This is a genomic window from Geodermatophilus sp. SYSU D00697, assembly GCF_054050175.1.
In genome coordinates this window covers 88429-105337 of sequence record NZ_JBJGYV010000016.1, presented here as the reverse complement: position 1 = coordinate 105337, position 16909 = coordinate 88429, and the positions used below count along the sequence as shown (strand labels likewise).

At 75.2% G+C, this 16909-nt stretch carries 20 protein-coding genes; 9 read left to right on the top strand and 11 right to left on the bottom strand.

What is annotated here, in order from left to right:
- Positions 1–258 precede the first annotated feature (258 nt).
- The gene (locus tag ACI79C_RS15410; protein WP_456946538.1) at positions 259–501 is read right to left on the bottom strand and encodes a hypothetical protein; all 243 of its coding nucleotides are present in this window, start codon (positions 499–501) and stop codon (positions 259–261) included.
- 160 nt (positions 502–661) lie between these two features.
- Between ACI79C_RS15410 and nth the strand changes: the two genes are divergently transcribed.
- The 5 genes from nth to ACI79C_RS15385 all read left to right on the top strand — a co-directional run bounded on the left by nth (position 662) and on the right by ACI79C_RS15385 (position 4501).
- Positions 662–1447, top strand: coding sequence for an endonuclease III (gene nth / locus ACI79C_RS15405; protein ID WP_456946537.1), 786 nt, complete (start codon positions 662–664; stop codon positions 1445–1447).
- Positions 1444–2028 (top strand): TlpA family protein disulfide reductase, encoded by a 585-nt coding sequence (locus ACI79C_RS15400; protein ID WP_456946536.1) that lies wholly within the window; start codon positions 1444–1446, stop codon positions 2026–2028. Before nth ends, ACI79C_RS15400 begins: the two co-directional genes overlap by 4 nt.
- Positions 2025–2780: an NUDIX hydrolase gene (locus tag ACI79C_RS15395; RefSeq protein ID WP_456946535.1), complete on the top strand. Its 756-nt coding sequence runs from the start codon at positions 2025–2027 to the stop codon at positions 2778–2780. Before ACI79C_RS15400 ends, ACI79C_RS15395 begins: the two co-directional genes overlap by 4 nt.
- A 122-nt stretch (positions 2781–2902) precedes the next feature.
- Positions 2903–3316 (top strand): plastocyanin/azurin family copper-binding protein, encoded by a 414-nt coding sequence (locus ACI79C_RS15390; protein WP_456946534.1) that lies wholly within the window; start codon positions 2903–2905, stop codon positions 3314–3316.
- A gap of 3 nt (positions 3317–3319) precedes the next feature.
- The gene (locus ACI79C_RS15385) at positions 3320–4501 is read left to right on the top strand and encodes a MarP family serine protease (RefSeq protein WP_456946533.1); all 1182 of its coding nucleotides are present in this window, start codon (positions 3320–3322) and stop codon (positions 4499–4501) included.
- A 55-nt stretch (positions 4502–4556) separates the two neighbouring features.
- On the opposite strand, the gene ACI79C_RS15380 is transcribed toward ACI79C_RS15385, so the two are convergent.
- The 3 genes from ACI79C_RS15380 to acs form a co-directional block, all read right to left on the bottom strand.
- Positions 4557–5483 (bottom strand): alpha/beta fold hydrolase, encoded by a 927-nt coding sequence (locus tag ACI79C_RS15380; RefSeq protein ID WP_456946532.1) that lies wholly within the window; start codon positions 5481–5483, stop codon positions 4557–4559.
- A 22-nt stretch (positions 5484–5505) separates the two neighbouring features.
- On the bottom strand, positions 5506–6009 hold the full coding sequence (locus ACI79C_RS15375; protein ID WP_456946531.1) for a phage holin family protein: 504 nt from the start codon (positions 6007–6009) through the stop codon (positions 5506–5508).
- Positions 6010–6159: 150 nt separating this feature from the next.
- A complete protein-coding gene (gene acs, locus ACI79C_RS15370) occupies positions 6160–8109 on the bottom strand; it encodes an acetate--CoA ligase (RefSeq protein ID WP_456946530.1) in 1950 nt (649 codons plus the stop codon).
- Between the two features lie 149 nt (positions 8110–8258).
- On the opposite strand from acs, the gene ACI79C_RS15365 reads away from it, so the two are divergent.
- The gene (locus tag ACI79C_RS15365; protein ID WP_456946529.1) at positions 8259–8972 is read left to right on the top strand and encodes a (2Fe-2S)-binding protein; all 714 of its coding nucleotides are present in this window, start codon (positions 8259–8261) and stop codon (positions 8970–8972) included.
- Here ACI79C_RS15365 and hflX read toward each other — a convergent pair.
- From hflX to ACI79C_RS15350, 3 genes are all read right to left on the bottom strand, one after another.
- Positions 8969–10117: a GTPase HflX gene (gene hflX, locus ACI79C_RS15360; protein WP_456946528.1), complete on the bottom strand. Its 1149-nt coding sequence runs from the start codon at positions 10115–10117 to the stop codon at positions 8969–8971. The two genes, ACI79C_RS15365 and hflX, sit on opposite strands and share 4 nt — an antisense overlap.
- A gap of 154 nt (positions 10118–10271) precedes the next feature.
- Positions 10272–11291 carry an S-adenosylmethionine:tRNA ribosyltransferase-isomerase gene (locus ACI79C_RS15355; RefSeq protein ID WP_456946527.1) on the bottom strand — a complete coding sequence of 340 codons (1020 nt, stop codon included), beginning with the start codon at positions 11289–11291 and terminating at the stop codon, positions 10272–10274.
- Complete coding sequence (locus tag ACI79C_RS15350) at positions 11288–11983, bottom strand: SDR family NAD(P)-dependent oxidoreductase (protein ID WP_456946526.1); 696 nt, start codon at positions 11981–11983, stop codon at positions 11288–11290. Before ACI79C_RS15350 ends, ACI79C_RS15355 begins: the two co-directional genes overlap by 4 nt.
- Before the next feature lie 70 nt (positions 11984–12053).
- Between ACI79C_RS15350 and soxR the strand changes: the two genes are divergently transcribed.
- Together soxR and ygiD are read left to right on the top strand one after the other, a co-directional pair.
- Positions 12054–12524, top strand: coding sequence for a redox-sensitive transcriptional activator SoxR (gene soxR / locus ACI79C_RS15345; protein ID WP_456946525.1), 471 nt, complete (start codon positions 12054–12056; stop codon positions 12522–12524).
- Positions 12525–12620: 96 nt separating this feature from the next.
- Complete coding sequence (gene ygiD, locus ACI79C_RS15340) at positions 12621–13472, top strand: 4,5-DOPA-extradiol-dioxygenase (RefSeq protein ID WP_456946524.1); 852 nt, start codon at positions 12621–12623, stop codon at positions 13470–13472.
- Here ygiD and ACI79C_RS15335 read toward each other — a convergent pair.
- From ACI79C_RS15335 to ACI79C_RS15320, 4 genes are read right to left on the bottom strand one after another with little or no spacing between them, the layout of a single operon-like run.
- Positions 13469–13909 (bottom strand): flavodoxin family protein, encoded by a 441-nt coding sequence (locus tag ACI79C_RS15335; RefSeq protein ID WP_456946523.1) that lies wholly within the window; start codon positions 13907–13909, stop codon positions 13469–13471. The genes ygiD and ACI79C_RS15335 overlap by 4 nt on opposite strands.
- Before the next feature lie 22 nt (positions 13910–13931).
- Positions 13932–14213: a helix-turn-helix transcriptional regulator gene (locus tag ACI79C_RS15330; protein ID WP_456946522.1), complete on the bottom strand. Its 282-nt coding sequence runs from the start codon at positions 14211–14213 to the stop codon at positions 13932–13934.
- On the bottom strand, positions 14210–15091 hold the full coding sequence (locus tag ACI79C_RS15325; protein ID WP_456946521.1) for an ABC transporter permease: 882 nt from the start codon (positions 15089–15091) through the stop codon (positions 14210–14212). Before ACI79C_RS15325 ends, ACI79C_RS15330 begins: the two co-directional genes overlap by 4 nt.
- The gene (locus tag ACI79C_RS15320; RefSeq protein WP_456946520.1) at positions 15088–16011 is read right to left on the bottom strand and encodes an ABC transporter ATP-binding protein; all 924 of its coding nucleotides are present in this window, start codon (positions 16009–16011) and stop codon (positions 15088–15090) included. The genes ACI79C_RS15325 and ACI79C_RS15320 overlap by 4 nt, the downstream gene beginning before the upstream one ends.
- Before the next feature lie 77 nt (positions 16012–16088).
- Between ACI79C_RS15320 and ACI79C_RS15315 the strand changes: the two genes are divergently transcribed.
- The gene (locus ACI79C_RS15315; protein ID WP_456946519.1) at positions 16089–16673 is read left to right on the top strand and encodes a hypothetical protein; all 585 of its coding nucleotides are present in this window, start codon (positions 16089–16091) and stop codon (positions 16671–16673) included.
- Positions 16674–16909 lie beyond the last annotated feature (236 nt).

Here is a 16909-nt window from a genome sequence, read left to right as displayed (position 1 = left end):
CCTCCCTCGGACGACGTCGACGGGTCTGACTCCGCGCCGCGGTCCGCTCCTCGCTCGCTGGCGCTCGCTGCGATGCTCCCGCGGCCGTCGTCAGACGACGTCGACGGGTCTGACTCCACGCCGCGGTCCGCTCCTCGCTCGCTGGCGCTCGCTGCGATGCTCCCGCGGCCGTCGTCAGACGACGTCGACGGGTCTGACTCCACGCCGCGGTCCGCTCCTCGCTCGCTGGCGCTCGCTGCGATGCTCCCGCGGCCGTCGTCAGACGACGGGCGGCTCGGCCTCGCGGCGGACCCGGGACCTGCGCCGCCGGCGCCAGCGGGCCATCGCGCGCCGGATCCCGGAGTTGGCCAGCGTGTCCACCTCGCCGGGGCTGGCGGTGTGGAGGAACTCCGCGACCTCGCGCGGCCCGGTCGGGCGCCGCAGCGGTTCCTCCACCCGTTCCATGACCAGCAGGAAGGCGATGAGCAGCGGGGGGAAGAGGATGACGATGAGGGCGACCACCCGGTACCTCCTCTGTCCTCGTCGGGGGCGGTTCCGGCCCGGCCGGCGCCCGCGCGCACTCCTGTGTACCCCGTCACCTGCGGTCCGACGCCCGGCCCGCGGCGGCTGCGATGATGGCACGGGCCCGGAGTCGTCAGGGGATCCGCCTACCCTCGACCGCGTGTCCTCGCCCGCCTACGCACGTCCCGTCCCCCCGCACGCGCGGCGCGCCGCAGCACGCGGTGGCACGCCGTTCGACCCGGAGGAGACGCCGCTGGCGCGCACCCGCCGCGCCCGGCGGATGGCCCGGGAGCTGGCGCTGATCCACCCCGACGCCCACTGCGAGCTCGACTTCACCAACGCCTTCGAGCTGCTCGTGGCCACCGTGCTGTCGGCCCAGACCACCGACAAGATGGTCAACCGGGTCACGCCGACCCTGTTCGCCAAGTACCCGGACGCGGTGGCCCTGGCCGGTGCCGACCGCGCCGAGCTGGAGGAGATCCTCAAGCCGACCGGGTTCTTCCGCGCCAAGGCCAACTCGGTGCTCGGGCTCGCCCAGGCCCTCGTCGAGCGCTTCGACGGCGAGGTGCCCGGCCGGATGGCGGACCTGGTCACCCTGCCCGGGGTCGGCCGGAAGACGGCCAGCGTCGTCCTGGGCAACGCCTTCGACGTCCCCGGGCTGACCGTGGACACCCACTTCGGCCGGCTGGTCCGGCGGTTCGGCTGGACGGCGGAGGAGGACCCGGTCAAGGTCGAGGCCGAGGTCGCCGAGCTGATCCCCAAGCGGGAGTGGACCATGTTCTCCCACCGGGTGATCTTCCACGGCCGACGGGTCTGCCACGCCAAGAAGGCCGCCTGTGGCGCGTGCGGCCTGGCCCGCTGGTGCCCGTCCTACGGCATCGGCCCGACCGACCCGGAGGTGGCCGTGAAGCTGGTGAAGACCCCGGCCGCCTCCGACACCGAATGAGCGACCGCGGCACGGGAGCCGCCGCCGCGCTGGTGCTGCTGGCGGCGGCGCTGGCCGGGTGCGGGACCGACGAGCCGGACGCCGCGGCCGCGCCGACCGCGCCGTCGGTGGAGAACACCACCGCACCCTGTCCCCCGCAGCCCGACCGGCCGGCGTACGGCGGTGAGGTGCTCGCCGACGTGACCGTGGAGTGCCTGGGCGGCGGCGAGCTGGCCCTCGGCCGGGCGCAGGGGCTGCCGACGGTGGTCAACCTCTGGGCGAGCTGGTGCGGGCCCTGCCGGGAGGAGCTGCCGCTGGTGCAGCAGCTCGCCGACGAGGCCGGCGACCGGCTGCGCGTGGTCGGGCTGGTCAGCCAGGACCCGGCGAGCAACGGGCTGGCCTTCGCCGCCGACGCGGGCATCACCATGCCCACCGGCGTCGACGCCCAGGGGGAGCTGGCCATCGAGCAGGGACTGCGGGGCCTGCCCTACACCTACCTCCTGCGGGCCGACGGCTCGGTCGCCCACTTGCAGCTGCGCCCGGTCACCTCGCTCGGGGAGCTCGAGGGCCTGGTGGCCGAGCACCTGGGGGTGACCCTGTGACGCCGCGGGACGACGACCTGCCCGAGTACCTCCACCGGCTGCTCGACGCATCGGTCGACCTGCCGCTGCGCCACCGCATGGGCCGGCCCTCGGCCACCGCCCGCCGCTCGGCGGTGCTCATCCTGTTCGGCGAGGGCCCGCGCGGCGCCGACGTCCTGCTCATCGAGAAGGCCGCGCACCTGCGCACGCACGCCGGCCAGCCGGCGTTCCCCGGTGGCGGGGCCGACCCGGACGACGACTACCCGGTCGGCACCGCGCTGCGCGAGGCGGAGGAGGAGGCCGGGATCGACCCCGACGGCGTCCGCGTGCTGGCCACCCTGCCGGAGCTCTTCCTCGGCCCGTCGGACAACCTCGTCGTCCCGGTCGTGGCCTGGTGGGACGACCCCCGGGACGTCGCCGTCGGGGACCCGCGGGAGGTCGCGCGGGTCGCCCGCGTGCCGCTCGCCGACCTGGCCGACCCCGCCAACCGGTTCCGCACCCGGCACCCGTCGGGCTACGTCGGCCCGGCCTTCGGCGTCGCCGGCATGGTCGTGTGGGGGTTCACCGGCGCCCTCCTCGACGCGATCCTGGAGGCGGCGGGGCTGGCCCGGCCGTGGGACCAGGACGACGTCCGCCCGCTGCCGGTCCTCGGGATCCGTCGTCCGCGGCTGCTGGGGACGTTCGACCCCGCCGAGGAGGAGGAGGCCGCCGCGCCGACGGTCGCCGATCCCGCGCCGGACGGGCCTCCGACGCGTACGGTTCCCCCGCGATGAGCGGCCGAAGGACCTCCGTGCCCCCCGTGCAGGACCCCCTTGCTCCCGACCACGCGCGGGCTCGCGAGCCCCTGCAGGGCGGCCGGTGGAGGCTGGCGGCGGGCCCCTGCCGGAAGGCCGCGGTGCTCGCTGCCGCAGCGGTCCTGCTCGCCGGGTGCGGCGGTGGGGACGACGGCGGCGCGGCGGCGCCCTCGTCCTCCGCGGGCCCCGCGGTCGGCACGGTGACCACGGCGCCCGACGGCGTCCAGGAGGTCACCCTGCAGACGCAGGACGACTACGTGTTCACCCCCGACCGGTTCACCGTCGCCCCGGGCCCGGTGCGGCTGACCGTGGTGAACGTGGCCGAGCAGCTCACCCACAACTTCCGCTTCACGCCGGGCGCGGGCCCCGCGGCGATCGAACCGGAGATCCCGCTGCTGGCCCCGGGGGAGAGCCGCACCATCGAGTTCACCGTGTCCGCGCCCGGCGACTACGGCTTCGAGTGCAGCTTCCACACCCAGCTCGGCCAGGTCGGGACCATGACGGTGAGCGGTTAGGCGATGTCGATCGTGGACCTCGTGATCATCGCACTCGCGCTGGCGTTCGCGTTCTCCGGTTTCCGGCAGGGGCTCATCGTCTCGGCCACGTCCTTCCTCGGCTTCTTCGGCGGAGCGGTGCTCGGCGCGCAGCTGTCGGGAGCGGTCGCCGACCGGGTGGACGGCTCGCCGGTGACCCGGGTCTTCGCCGCGCTGGTCGTCGTCCTCGCCGGCGCGCTGCTGGGACAGCTGGTGGCCGGGGCCGTCGGCCGCGCGGTGCGCACACGGGTGACCTGGGAGCCGGCCAAGGTGGTCGACTCGGTCGCCGGCGCGGTGGTCTCGGCCGCGGCGGTGCTGCTCGTCGCCTGGATGGTGGCCTCCCCGCTGGCCAGCGCCCCGTTCCCCGAGGTGGCCGGCCAGGTGCGGCAGTCGTCGCTGGTGCAGGCGGTCGACCGCAGCGTCCCCGACGGCGTGCGGGCGGTCTACGACTCGCTGCGGGAGGCGATCGACCGACCCGGCCTGCCCGACGTCCTCGACCCCCTCACCCCGACCCAGGCCCGGGAGGTGCCGGCGCCGGACCAGACCCTGTTGGCCAGCCCGGTGGTGGCCTCGGTGCAGGGTTCGGTGGTGCAGATCAGCGGCGTCGCGCCGTCCTGCTCGCGGCAGATCGACGGCTCCGGGTTCGTCTACGCGCCCCAGCGGGTGCTGACCAACGCGCACGTGCTCGCCGGGGTCCCCGACCCGGTGGTCACCGCGGAGGGGGAGGAGTACGACGCCACCCCGGTCTACGTCGACGAGGAGACCGACATCGCGGTGCTCGCCGTCCCCGGGCTGCCGCAGGTGCCGCTGACCTTCGCGCCCGGCCCGGTGGACACCGGCGCCGACGCGATCATCATGGGCTACCCCGGAGGCGGCGACCTGTTCGTCGGCCCGGCCCGGGTGCGCGACCGCCGGGACATCAGCGGGCCCGACTTCCGGGACACGCAGACCGTGGTGCGCGATGTCTACGCGTTGTACGGCGAGGTCCGGGCCGGGAACTCCGGTGGGCCGCTGTTCGACCGGGAGGGGCACGTCCTCGGGGTCGTGTTCGCCTCGGCCATCGACGACCCGATGACCGGCTACGCCCTGACCAACGCCCAGGTCGCCGACGCGGCGCAGTCGGGGACGACGGCGACGGCGGAGGTCCTGACCGGCGCCTGCGAGTAGGAGGACCCTCTGCCCCCCACGGCTCGCAGGCCCGCCACGGGCCCTGCAGGGGAGTTCAGCGGGCCCAGGCGGCCAGTGCGGCGCTGACCTCGTCGGGGGACTCCTCGTGCGGGAAGTGGCCGATGCCGGCCAGCTCGCGCCACTCGTAGGCGCCGGCGACGTAGCGGCCGGAGCCGCGCGCCGACGAGGGCAGCACGCAGGCGTCGAGGCCGCCGTGCAACTGCAGCGTCGGGGCGGTCACCGGTGCGGCCATCCGGCGGGCGTAGCGCAGCCCGTCCGGGCGCAGCTGCGAGCGGCCGGCCCAGCGGAAGTACTCCATGGAGCCGTAGGCGGCCTGCGGGATGCGCGCCGCGGACCGGTAGCGGGCGACCGCCTCGGCGAAGTCGGCGGTCGAGGTCCACACCGGGCCGGCCCAGCGGCGCATCAGCTCGGCCACCGGGTCGTCGTCGGCGCGGGTCAGGCGCCGCTCGGGCAGCCGCGGCAGCTGGAACCCCAGGACGTGCCGCAGCGCCCGCCGCTGGGCGCGGTCCCGCAACGCCGCACGCAGCATCCGCGGGTGCGCCATGGAGAGCACGGCCAGCCGGCGGACGCTGCGCGGGTGCAGGGCCGCCACCGTCCAGGCCACCAGACCGCCCCAGTCGTGCCCGACGACGACGGCGTCCCGCTCCCCGAGGGCCCGCACCAGCGCGGCGACGTCCGCGGCCGCGGTCGGCAGGTCGTAGCCACGGGGCGGCTTGTCACTGCCGCCGTACCCGCGCAGGTCCGGGGCGACGGCGCGGAAGCCGGCCGCGGCCAGCGCGGGCAGCTGGGCGCGCCAGGCCCACCAGAACTCCGGGAAGCCGTGCAGCAGCAGCACCAGTGGACCCTCGCCGGCCTCGGCCACGTGCAGCCGGACACCGTTGGCCGACAGGTCGCGGTGCGTCCAGGGGCCGGGCAGCAGGACGCTGGTGGCGTCGGGCGGCTCCTCCTCGGGGGCACTCACCGATCCGCGCGCGGTGCCCTGGTCAGACGGTGTAGTTGTCGTTGCCGCGCAGCTGCACGCGCCCGTTGCTGACCGTCGGGACCTCGCGGCGACGCTCGCCGGGGGCCTCCCGGTGCACCACCCCGGGCAGCTCGCGCAGCGTCTCGATCGTGCGCTCGGGCTTCTCGATCTTCTTGATCTGGCTGCGGCCCACCAGGGCGGCGATCGCGGCCAGCAGCACGATGAAGGCCCAGACGATCAGGTAGGAGATCCACCGCTGCAGGCCGAGCCAGGTGATGAACTCGGCGATGGTGACGAACAGGAAGATCCCGGAGAAGGCGAGCAGGACGCCCGCGGCGCCGAACGCGCCGGCGCCGATGCCGGCCTTCTTCGCCGACGTCCCGACCTCGGCCTTGGCCAGCTCGATCTCGCTGCGGATCAGCGTCGACACGTCGGCCATGGCGCTCTGCACGAGCACGCCGATGGAGGGCTCCTCCGCGCCGGCGATCCGGCCCTGGGACGGGGTCGACGATGCGCTGTGGGCCACGGGGGCACCTCCTGAGGTCGGTGGCGACTCTGGGGCCGCCCGGCGGGCGGTCCACCTGGAGGAATGGTGCCCCATGATCACCGGGCGCGCGTCCCGGTGTCCCCCGACCGGAGTGCGGGAGCGCAGGAACCCTGCGCTCCCGCACTCCGCTCAGTCGTCGGAGGACGACGCCGGCAGCTTGTCCTTGATCAGGTTCATCACCGACGAGTCGGTCAGCGTGGTGACGTCGCCCAGCTCGCGGTTCTCGGCGACGTCGCGCAGCAGCCGACGCATGATCTTGCCCGACCGGGTCTTGGGCAGCTCCTGCACGACCATGATCTGGCGCGGCTTGGCGATCGGGCCGATGTCCTTGGCCACGTGCTGGCGCAGCGTCTGGACCAGGTCGTCGCCGGAGTCCTCGGCGCTGCCGCGCAGGATGACGAACGCGACGATGCCCTGCCCGGTCGTCGGGTCGCTGGCCCCCACGACCGCGGCCTCGGCGACCGCCGGGTGGGCCACCAGGGAGGACTCCACCTCGGTGGTGGAGATCCGGTGCCCGGACACGTTCATGACGTCGTCCACCCGGCCCAGCAGCCAGATGTCCCCGTCGGCGTCCTTCTTGGCGCCGTCCCCGGCGAAGTACACGTCCTTGCCGAACCGCGACCAGTAGGTGTCGACGTAGCGGTCGTCGTCGCCCCAGATGGTGCGCAGCATCGCCGGCCACGGCTCGGTGAGCACCAGCAGCCCGGTGGTGTCGTCGCCGAGCTCGTTGCCCTCGTCGTCGACGACCTTGGCCGAGATGCCGGGGAACGGCGTCTGCGCCGAGCCGGGCTTGAGGTTGGTGACGCCCGGCAGCGGGGTGATCATGTGCGCCCCGGTCTCGGTCTGCCACCAGGTGTCCATGATCGGGCAGCGGCCGCCGCCGATGTTCGCGTGGTACCAGAGCCAGGCCTCGGGGTTGATCGGCTCACCGACCGAGCCGAGGATGCGCAGGCTGGTCAGGTCGAAGCCGGCGGGGATGTCCTCGCCCCACTTCATGAACGTCCGGATGACCGTCGGCGCGGTGTAGAGGATGGTCACCCGGTACTTCTCGATCAGCTCGAACCAGCGGCCGCGGTGCGGGGTCTCCGGCGTCCCCTCGTACATGACGCTCGTCGCCCGGTTGGCCAGCGGCCCGTAGACGATGTAGCTGTGGCCGGTGACCCAGCCGACGTCGGCGGCGGTCCAGTAGACGTCGGTGTCGGGCTTGAGGTCGAAGGTGGCCCAGTGGGTGTAGGCGACCTGGGTGAGGTAGCCGCCGCTGGTGTGCAGGATGCCCTTGGGCTTCGCCGTCGTCCCCGACGTGTACATGATGTAGAGCGGGTGCTCGGCGTCGAACGCCTCGGGCGTGTGCTCGGTCGACTGCCGGTCGACGACGTCGTGCCACCACAGGTCGCGGCCCTCGGTCCACTCGACGTCCTGCTCGGTGCGCTTGACCACGACGACGTTGCGCACGTCGCCGCCGCGGCCGACGGCGTCGTCCACCGCCGGCTTGAGCGCGCTGGGTGCACCGCGTCGATAGCCGCCGTCGGCGGTGATCACCAGGACGGCGCCGGAGTCGTCGAGCCGGCTGGCGAGGGCGTCGGCGGAGAAGCCGCCGAAGACCACCATGTGCACCGCGCCGATGCGGGCGCAGGCCAGCATGGCGATGACCGTCTCCGGGATCATCGGCATGTAGATGGCGACCCGGTCGCCGGCCTGGACGCCCAGCTCGAGCAGCGCGTTGGCGGCCTTGCAGACCTCGTCCTTCAGCTGGGCGTAGGTGATGGTCCGCGTGTCGCCGGGCTCGCCCTCCCAGTGGTAGGCGACCTGGTCGCCGTGGCCGTCCTCGACGTGCCGGTCGACGCAGTTGTAGGCGACGTTGAGCCGGCCGCCGACGAACCACTTGGCGAAGGGTGGGTTGCTCCAGTCGAGGACGTCGTCCCACTGCTGTGCCCAGGTCAGCCGCCCGGCCTGCTTCGCCCAGAACGCCAGCCGGTCGCGCGACGCCTCCTCGTAGACGTCGGGACCCACGTTGGCCTGCGCGGCCAGCTCGTCGGCCACCGGGAACCGGCGGCCCTCCACCTCGGTCGTCTCGCTCACGACTACCTCCTGCGTGTCCGACGCCGCGACGGCGCGACGTGCTCCCCGCCACACCGTATGGTCCGGGGCCGCCTCGCGTCTGCCCCGTGCACCGTCGCCGCGGCAGTCCCGCGCGGAGTCGGGCGCGGCGCGCCGGAGAGACTGGCCGTGTGACGGCGTCGGTGCAGGCCGAGGTGGCCGCGCGGGTGCCCGGGGCGGCCGCGCTGGGCCTGGTGGCGCCCCCGGCGGCGCGGGCCCTCCCCGCCGTCCTGCTCGCCGACGCGGACTGGACCGCCGGACGGATCGCGGCCCTGGCGGAGCGGTACCGCAGCGACGACCGGCGGGTGCTGGCCACCGTCTGGTGGTACTCGGCCTCGACGGTGCTGCTCACCCCCGCCCTGGCCGGGCTGGTGACCGGGCGGCCGCTGTCGGCCCGGCTGGCCGACACCACGCTGTACGCCCTGGCCGGGGGGACGCTGGTCGCCGCGACGTCGGCGGCCCCCGGCGGCGACCTGGCCGGCGAGCTGCGGGAGTCGCTCGCGGCCGTCGTGACGGCGGTGGCCGCGGCCGGCGGGGGGCGCCCGCGGCCGCTGTGGGCGATCGCGGCGGACTCGCTCGCCGGCCGCCTGCTGGAGCTGGGGCGGGCGCTCGGCGACGTCCCCCGCGCGACCGCCCTGGCCGCGCCACTGGCCGCGGGGATCGGCCCGCCGCTGCCGGTGCCCGGCTACGTCGACGTCACCGGCGTCCGCTTCGTGCGGCGGGTGTCCTGCTGCCTGCTGTACCGCCTGCCCGGCGAGCCGCTGTGCACGTCCTGCCCGCGCCGGCCCGCCGAGCAGCGGCGCGTGCTCCTGGAGGACGCCGCCGAACGGGTGCGCCAGCGCTAGCCCAGGCGCCGCTCGATCGCCTGCCGCAGGTCGTCGACCCCCTCACCGGTCACCGCCGAGACCGCGACGGCGTCGGGATAGGCCGCCCGCAGCGCGGCGACCCATCCCGGCGGGGCGATGTCGACCTTGTTGAGCGCGAGCAGCTCGGCCTTGTCGCGGGCGCCGATCTCGTAGAGCACGCCGCGGACCGTCGTCACCTGGGCCATCGCGTCGGGGGCGGCGGCGTCCACGACGTGCAGCACCAGGTCGGCCTCCGTGACCTCCTCCAGGGTGGAGCGGAACGCGTCGACCAGCTGGTGCGGCAGGTGGCGGACGAAGCCGACGGTGTCGCTGAGGGTGTACTCCCGGCCCGACGGCGTGCGGGCCTGGCGGACGGTCGGGTCCAGCGTGGCGAACAGCGCGTCCTGCACCAGGACGTCGGCGCCGGCCAGCCGGTTCATCAGCGCCGACTTCCCGGCGTTGGTGTACCCGGTCAGGGCCACCGAGGGCACCCGGTTGTGCCGGCGTCGCTGGCGGGTCCGTTCCCGCCGCCGGGCGGTGTCCTGCACCTGGCGGCGCAGCTGGGTGATCCGCCGCCGCAGGTGGCGGCGCTGCCGCTCCAGCCGCATCTCACCCGGCCCGCGGACGCCGGTGCCCGCGCCGCCGGCCGTCCGCCCGCCACCGATGCGGGACAGCTCCGTGCCGTGCCCGGTCAGCCGCGGGAGCCGGTAGGCGAGCTGGGCGAGCTCGACCTGCGCCTTGCCCTCGCTGCTGCGGGCGTGCTGGGCGAAGATGTCGAGGATCAGGGCGGTCCGGTCGACCACCCGCGCGCCCAGGCGGTCCTCCAGGTTGCGCACCTGCGCGGGGGAGAGGTCGCCGTCGGCGATCACCAGGGCGGCGTTGCGCTGCCGCACCAGGTCGGCCAGCTCGGTGACCTTGCCCGAGCCCAGGTAGGTCGCCGGGTCGGGCCGGTCGCGGGCCTGCACCAGCCGGCCGACGACGTCCACGCCGTCGGTCTCGGCCAGCCGCTCCAGCTCGTCGAGGGGGTCGGCCGCCCCGTCGTCCCCCGCCCGCACGCCGAGCAGCACCGCGCGGGCGCCGTCCCCGTCCCCGACTCCGCCGTCGGCCTGCTCGGCCTCCGCGCCGAGCAGCCACGTCCCTGGCATGTGTCCGCCTCCCCGAGCCCGGGCCGCACCGCCCGGTCCGCGGCCGGAGGGACGGGCCGTGCTGGCCCGCTCCGGCACCGTCAGCGTTCCCCCGGGCCGGCGGTCCTGCCACCGGAGTGCGACGGCGCGGGACCCGTGCGCCGTCGCGACCGGCTCACGGCAGGAACAGCATGGTGTCGCCGTACTCGTGCCAGAGGTAGCTGCCCGCGGCGGCGTGGGCGTAGGCCCGCTCGACGAGGGCCCGCCCGGCGACCGCCTGGAGCAGCAGCAGGTGGCTCGCGTCCGGTGCGTGCAGTCCGGTGACCAGGCCGGTGACCGCTCGGGCGGGGCGGTCGGGGCCGAGGACGAGGTCGGTCCAGCCGGCGGCGGGGCGCGTGACGCCGTCCTCCCCGGTCGCGGTCTCCAGGGCCCGGGTGACGGTCGTGCCGACGGCGACCACCCGCCGTCCGGCCTGCCGGGTGGCGTTGACCAGCCGCGCGGTGACCTCCGGGACGCCGAAGCGCTCCGGTGACGGCGGCTCGTGCAGCTCGGGGCTGGAGACCCCGGCGTGCAGCACGATCGGGACGACGGGCACCCCTCGGGCCATCAACCGCACGAGCAGCCGCTCGGTGAACGGCCGGCCGGCGCTGGCGTTCTCCGCGCTGCCCGGCTCGGTCGCGTAGACGTTCTGCGCGTCGGCGAGGGTCAGCGCGCCGCGGACGTAGCCGTAGCGGATCGGCTGCCCGTGTGCCGGCAGGTACGCGACCCGGTCGACGTGCGGCTCGGGCCGGGCCCGCCACAGCCGCGAGGGCCGGCCCGGGTCCGGGAACGCCGCCAGCAGCCGCAGCCGCACCCCGCCGGGGAGGTGCAGCTCGCTGCCCGGCTCCACGCCGCGGTCGGGTCCGTCGCCGCCCGGACGCCGCACCTCGACCACCCAGTCGCCGTCGTCGAGTTCCGTCGACACGTGCAGCGGGACGGTCGTGCCGTCGGCGCGGCGGACGTCGAGCCGGGCGGGCAGCGTCGCCGAGGTGTTGACCACGACGAGGTCGCCGGGCTCGAGGTGCTCGGGGAGGTCGCGGAAGACGGCGTCGCGCAGCTCGCCGGGCCGGGCGACCAGCAGCCGGACGCCGTCGCGGGTCAGGCCGCGGTGCTCGGGCGGCGCCGTGGCCTCGGCGCCCATGACCACGGTGCTCACCGGCCCGCCTCCGCCGTCGCGGCGAGCTCGGCGGCCCGGTACCGGCCGCTGGGCACGTCCCCGTCCACCAGCCGCAGCAGCGCCGGGACGACCGACTCCGGGGCCGGCAGCCCGGTCGCGTCGGGGTCGGCGGCGCGGTGCATGTCCGTGGCCATGTCGCCGGGGTCGACGGCGTGGACGCGCAGTGCGGGGTGCTCGACGGCGAGGACGGCGGTGAGCTGGTCCAGCGCCGCCTTGCTCGCGCCGTACCCGCCCCAGCCCTCGTAGGCCTCGACCGCGGCGTCGCTGCTCACGTGCAGCACCGTGCCGCCGGCCCGCTCGAGCGCCGGCAGCACCGCCTGCAGCAGCGCCAGGGGGGCGACGGTGTTGACCGCCAGCACCCGCTCGAGGGCGGCCGCGGGCAGGTCGGCGAGGCGGGGGAGCGGGGTCGGGCCCAGCTCGCTGGCGTTGTTGACCAGGAGGTCCAGGCGGTCGGGCACGGCCGCGGCGAGGGCGGCCCGGTGGGCGGGGTCGGCGACGTCGCCGGGGACCGCCGTGACCAGGTCGGGACGCGGCAGCGCGGCGACCGCCGCGGCCAGGCGGTCGGGGTCGCGGCCGTCGACGACGAGCCGCCAGCCGCGGCGGGCGAGGGCCTGGGTGAGGGCGGCGCCGAGGCCGCGGGACGCTCCGGTGACCAGTGCTGTGCGAGTCATGGGGCCACGGTGGATCTTCAACCGCACTTGAGGTCAATACTTGGAGTCGACTTGAGCAAGGGAGGTCGTCGTGGCCGAGGAGCTGACCATCGGGCAGGTGGCCGAGCGGGCCGGGATCGCCGCGTCGGCGCTGCGGTACTACGAGGCGCAGGGGCTGGTCTCGGCGTCCCGGACCGCCGGTGGTGCGCGCCGCTTCCCGCGCAGCGTGCTGCGCCGGCTGGCGTTCATCCGGGCCGCGCAGAACGTGGGGCTGACCCTGCCGGAGATCCGGACGGCGCTGTCGGCGCTGCCGGAGGGACGGACGCCGTCCGCGCGGGACTGGGCCCGGCTGTCGCAGGGCTGGCGGGACCGGCTCGACGAGCAGATCGCGGCGCTGGTGCAGCTGCGCGACGGGCTGTCCTCGTGCATCGGCTGCGGCTGCCTGTCCCTGACGCGGTGCGCGCTGTCCAACCCCGGGGACGTCGCGGCGGGCGAGGGGCCCGGGGCGCGCTGGCTCTCGCCGGCGCTGCGGCGCGTCCCGCCGACGTCCAACGCGGGATGACCAGCGGGTCCGACGCGGGGTGAGGGCGGTCGATCTCGCCTCGGGGCCGGGTGCGGGAGATGATCGACCGACCGGCGCCGGCAGGGGGAGGGGTCCATGACGGTCATGCCCGCCGCGTTCTTCGGCCACGGCAACCCGATGAACGCCCTGGAGAAGAACCGCTACACCGAGGCCTGGCGGGCGTTCGGGGAGTCGGTGCCCCGGCCGCGGGCGATCCTCGTCGTCTCGGCGCACTGGTACGTGCACGCCACGGCCGTGACGGCGATGCCGCGGCCGCGCACCATCCACGACTTCTTCGGCTTCCCCCGCGAGTTGTTCGAGGTCAGCTACGACGCGCCGGGCCTGCCGGAGCTCCACCAGGAGGTCGCCGACGTCGTGCACCCGACCTGGGTGGGCGCGGACCTGGACAGCTGGGGGATCGACCACGGCACCTGGTCGGTGCTGCGGCACGCCTTCCCCGGCGCCGACATCCCGGTCGTGCAGCTGTCGATCAACGCGCTCAAGCCGTTCGACTACCACCTGCAGCTCGGCGCCTCGCTGGCACCGCTGCGGGAGGACGGCGTCCTGGTGATCGGCAGCGGGAACGTCGTCCACAACCTCGGCGGGGTCAGCCGCGCGATGCCCGACGGTGGCTTCGACTGGGCGCGCCGGTTCGACGAGCAGGCGCAGGAGTTCATGCAGCTGGAGCCGACCGAGGTCCTCCGCCTCGACGGGCACCGCGACTACGACCTCGCCGTCCCGACACCGGACCACTTCCTGCCGCTGCTGTACATCGCCGGGATGGCGGGGGCGACCGGGACCACCGCCGACGTCCTGGTCGACGGCTACGCCTACGGCTCGCTGTCGATGACGGCCTACACCGTCGGCATGACCCCGCCCTCGGCGGACGGGGGTGGGTTCGCCGCGCCGCTGCCCGACGACCCGCCGCCGGACGGCGCCAACATCTAGAGGCTGACCGCGACGGTGGCGGCCAGCTCCCGGCAGGCCTCGAGGTCGGCCGGGCCGGGCGCGCCGGTGAGGCCCAGCGGTGCAGCGACCAGCTTCCAGCGCAGCGCGCCGGCGATCCGTTGGACGCTGGCCAGCGCACCTGCGGTGTCGTCGTTGCCGTGCACGTAGACGCCGAAGGGCAGCCCGACCGTGGCGTCCAGGCACGGGTAGTACACGGTGTCGAAGAAGTGCTTGAGCGCGCCGGACATGTAGCCGATGTTGGCCGGGGTCCCGAGCAGCACGCCGTCGGCGGCGAGCAGGTCCGCCGGTCCGGCCGACAGCGCCGGGCGGACGGCGAGCTCGACCTCCTCCACCAGGGCGGCACCCTCCCGCACCGCCTCGAGCACCGCCTGCATCGCGGGGGAGGGGGTGTGGTGGACGACGAGCAGGCGGGGCACCCCGGCATCCTCCCGGAGCCGCTCAGCCGGCGGCGGCCGGGCGGTTCCCGTCGGCGGGCCCGGCGAGGTCGCTGATCCGCGGGAACGGCCTCGTGGAGAAGACGACCTCGACCGGGACGCCGAAGAACTCCGCGATGCGCAGCGCCAGGTGCAGGCTGGGGTTGTACTCGCCGCGCTCCAGGTAGCCGATGGTCTGGTAGTGGACGCCCAGGGCGTCGGCCAGCTCCCGCCGGGTGACGCCCTGCTCGGCGCGGAGCAGGGCGATGCGGTTGTAGACGGCGTCCCCCGTGCGCTCCGAACTCACCGGACCCACTGCAGCGCCGCATCGCGGGCCGCCGCCACCTGCGAGCCGGACTGCCGCCGCGCCATGCGCCGCAGCACCACCGGGGTCACCAGCAGCCCGGCGACCGCCCAGGCGGCGAGCACGAGGACGACCTGCCCGGTCCGCCACGAGCCGCCCAGCTCGACCGCGGCCGCCGAGTCGGGCAGGAACGCCGAGCGCATGCCCAGGCCGATCCAGTAGGTGGGGAACACCTGCGCGACGGTCTGCACCCACCCCCACAGCGCCTGCACGGGGAAGAAGATCCCGGAGACCACCGTCACGACCGTGACCGGCAGCATCCCCCACGTGCCGACCTTCTGCGTGCCGGGCACCACCGCGCCCAGGACCATCCCCAGCGGCAGGGTGGCCAGCAGGCCCAGGGACAGCACCCACGCGACGGTGAGCCAGCCGCCGGCGCCCCGCGGCATGACGCCGTCGAAGAGCAGGGCGCCGGGCACGAGGATCACCAGCAGCATCGGGAACAGGCTCAGCGAGTGGTAGACCACCTGGCCGGTGACGTAGCCCTCCATGCCGTGCGGCAGCGCCTTGTGCCGCAGCAGCGTGCCGTCCTCGCGCTCCATCGCCAGCGCGAACGCCGGGCCGATGACCACGCCGAAGGCCGCCAGCGCGGCGAGGATGCTCGGCAGTGCGACCGACGGGTAGAGCAGGCTGGTGCCCTCGACCTCGGTGTCGCGGTTGAACCACAGGAAGACCAGCGTGCCCACGCCCATGAACAGGTAGAAGCCCTGGTCCTGCGCGCTGCGCACGCTGAGCAGGAACTCCGTCCAGCCCCGCCGCAGGCCGAGCCGGACCGCGTACGCGGCGCCGACCCGCCCGCCGCCCTCGACGCTCCGGGTCACCGGGTCACCTCCGCCAGCTCGGCCCGGCTGCCGGACTCGTGCCGGGCGACCATCTCGATGTAGGTGTCCTCCAGGCTGGCCCGGTGCACCTCGAGGTCGGCGATCTCGTCGCCGTACTGCTCGAACAGTCGCCGGACGAAGGCCGTGGAGTCCTCGGTGGCGTGCACGAACCGCTCGCCGCCGCGGGTCCAGCGCACCTCGCTGGTGCCGGCGACCTGCCGGGTCAGGGCCTCGGCGCTGCCGTCGGCGACGATCCGGCCGTCGGCGAGGATGAGGATCCGGTCGGCCAGCCGCTCGGCCTCGCCGAGGTCGTGCGTGGTGAGCAGGATGCTCGTGCCCTCCAGGTCGGAGAGCCGGTGCACCAGGTCGTGGAAGTCCCGGCGGGCCTGCGGGTCGAAACCGGCGGTCGGCTCGTCGAGGAACAGCAGCTCGGGGCGGCCGATGATGCCGACCGCGACGTCCAGCCGGCGCCGGCGGCCTCCGGAGAGGGTGGAGATCCGGCGGTCGGCGTCCGCGGTGAGACCGACGGTCTCCAGCAGCCAGTCGACGTCATAGGGGCGGGGCCGCTCCGGGGTGGCGTAGGGCCGGTAGTAGCCGCCCAGCTGGGTGAGCAGCCGGCGCGGCGTCCAGCGGGCGTGGTCGCGCCAGGACTGCAGGACGACGCCGACGCGGGCCCGCCACGCGTCGTCGGCGGAGGCCGGGTCCACGCCGAGCACCTCGACCTGGCCGGCCGAGCGCAGCCGGAAGCCCTCCAGCACCTCGATCGTGGTCGTCTTGCCGGCGCCGTTGGGTCCCAGGAGGCAGACCACCTCGCCGGCGTGCACGTCGAAGTCGACGCCGGTGAGGACCTCGTGCTGGCCGTACCTCATCCGCAGGCCGCGGACCCGGACGGCGGGCCGGTCGTGCGCGTCCCCACTCATGCGCCACTCCCTCGGGGCTCGTCGGTGGGGGGATAGTAGGTCTACTACATTGGCAGTACAACTGCTTACATGGCGGCATGGGGTTGCTGCAGAGCGTGGTGCGGTCGGAGGCCGGCATCGCCCGGGCGCTCGCCGACGGGGTGCGCGGTCGCGACGACGTCCGGCCGGGGGAGGTGGCGCTTCCCTACGCCGGCCGCTTCGGCCTCGTGGTGGGCGTGCTGTGCGCGCTGGGCGTGCTCGAGACCCTGGTGGTCCACGTGCTGCTGCCGTGGGAGGTCGCGCGGTGGGTTCTGCTGGCGGTGTCGGTCTACGCGCTGATGTGGATGGTCGGCTTCAGCCTCTCGCTGCGCCAGCACCCGCACGTCGTCCGGGACGGCGAGCTGGTGGTGCGGTTCGGCCACTTCCGGTCGGTGGTCGTGCCGCTGGCCGGGCTGGCCGCGGTGCGGCGCAGCGTCGAGACGGGGCACCGGCGCACCGTCGTCCGCGAGGGCGACCGGCTGGTCGTCTCGGTCATGGGCGACACGAACGTCGAGGTGCGCTGCGAACCGCCGGTACAGGTCCCGGGTCAGGACGGGCCGGTGGCCCGCGTGGCCCTGTACGCCGACGACCCGGCCGCGGCCGTCCGGGAGCTGCGGGCCCGCGCGGTCAGCGGGGCCGGCTGACCGCCCGCGGGCGTTCCCGCCGGGTCGCGGGCACCCGGCCGACTGGGCCCGTCCGGCGTTCCCGCGGGACCGCCGCGACCCGGCCGCTGAGCCGGTCCGGTGCTCCCGCGGGAACACCATGACCCGGCATGACTCCCCGCCGCGCAGTCTGTGGAGACGTCGCGGGTCGCTGACCTGCGGAACTGTCGCCCCCGCGACCTACTCTCCGAACACTCGTTCGATCGAGGAGGGGTCGC

What these genes read in the sequence shown, in the direction of transcription:
- ACI79C_RS15350 (WP_456946526.1), bottom strand. Translation starts at nt 11,983, where the DNA reads ATGACTCGCACAGCACTGGTCACCGGAGCGTCCCGCGGCCTCGGCGCC.
- ACI79C_RS15400 (WP_456946536.1), top strand. Translation starts at nt 1,444, where the DNA reads ATGAGCGACCGCGGCACGGGAGCCGCCGCCGCGCTGGTGCTGCTGGCG.
- ACI79C_RS15315 (WP_456946519.1), top strand. Translation starts at nt 16,089, where the DNA reads ATGGGGTTGCTGCAGAGCGTGGTGCGGTCGGAGGCCGGCATCGCCCGG.
- ygiD (WP_456946524.1), top strand. Translation starts at nt 12,621, where the DNA reads ATGACGGTCATGCCCGCCGCGTTCTTCGGCCACGGCAACCCGATGAAC.
- ACI79C_RS15320 (WP_456946520.1), bottom strand. Translation starts at nt 16,011, where the DNA reads ATGAGTGGGGACGCGCACGACCGGCCCGCCGTCCGGGTCCGCGGCCTG.
- ACI79C_RS15385 (WP_456946533.1), top strand. Translation starts at nt 3,320, where the DNA reads ATGTCGATCGTGGACCTCGTGATCATCGCACTCGCGCTGGCGTTCGCG.
- hflX (WP_456946528.1), bottom strand. Translation starts at nt 10,117, where the DNA reads ATGCCAGGGACGTGGCTGCTCGGCGCGGAGGCCGAGCAGGCCGACGGC.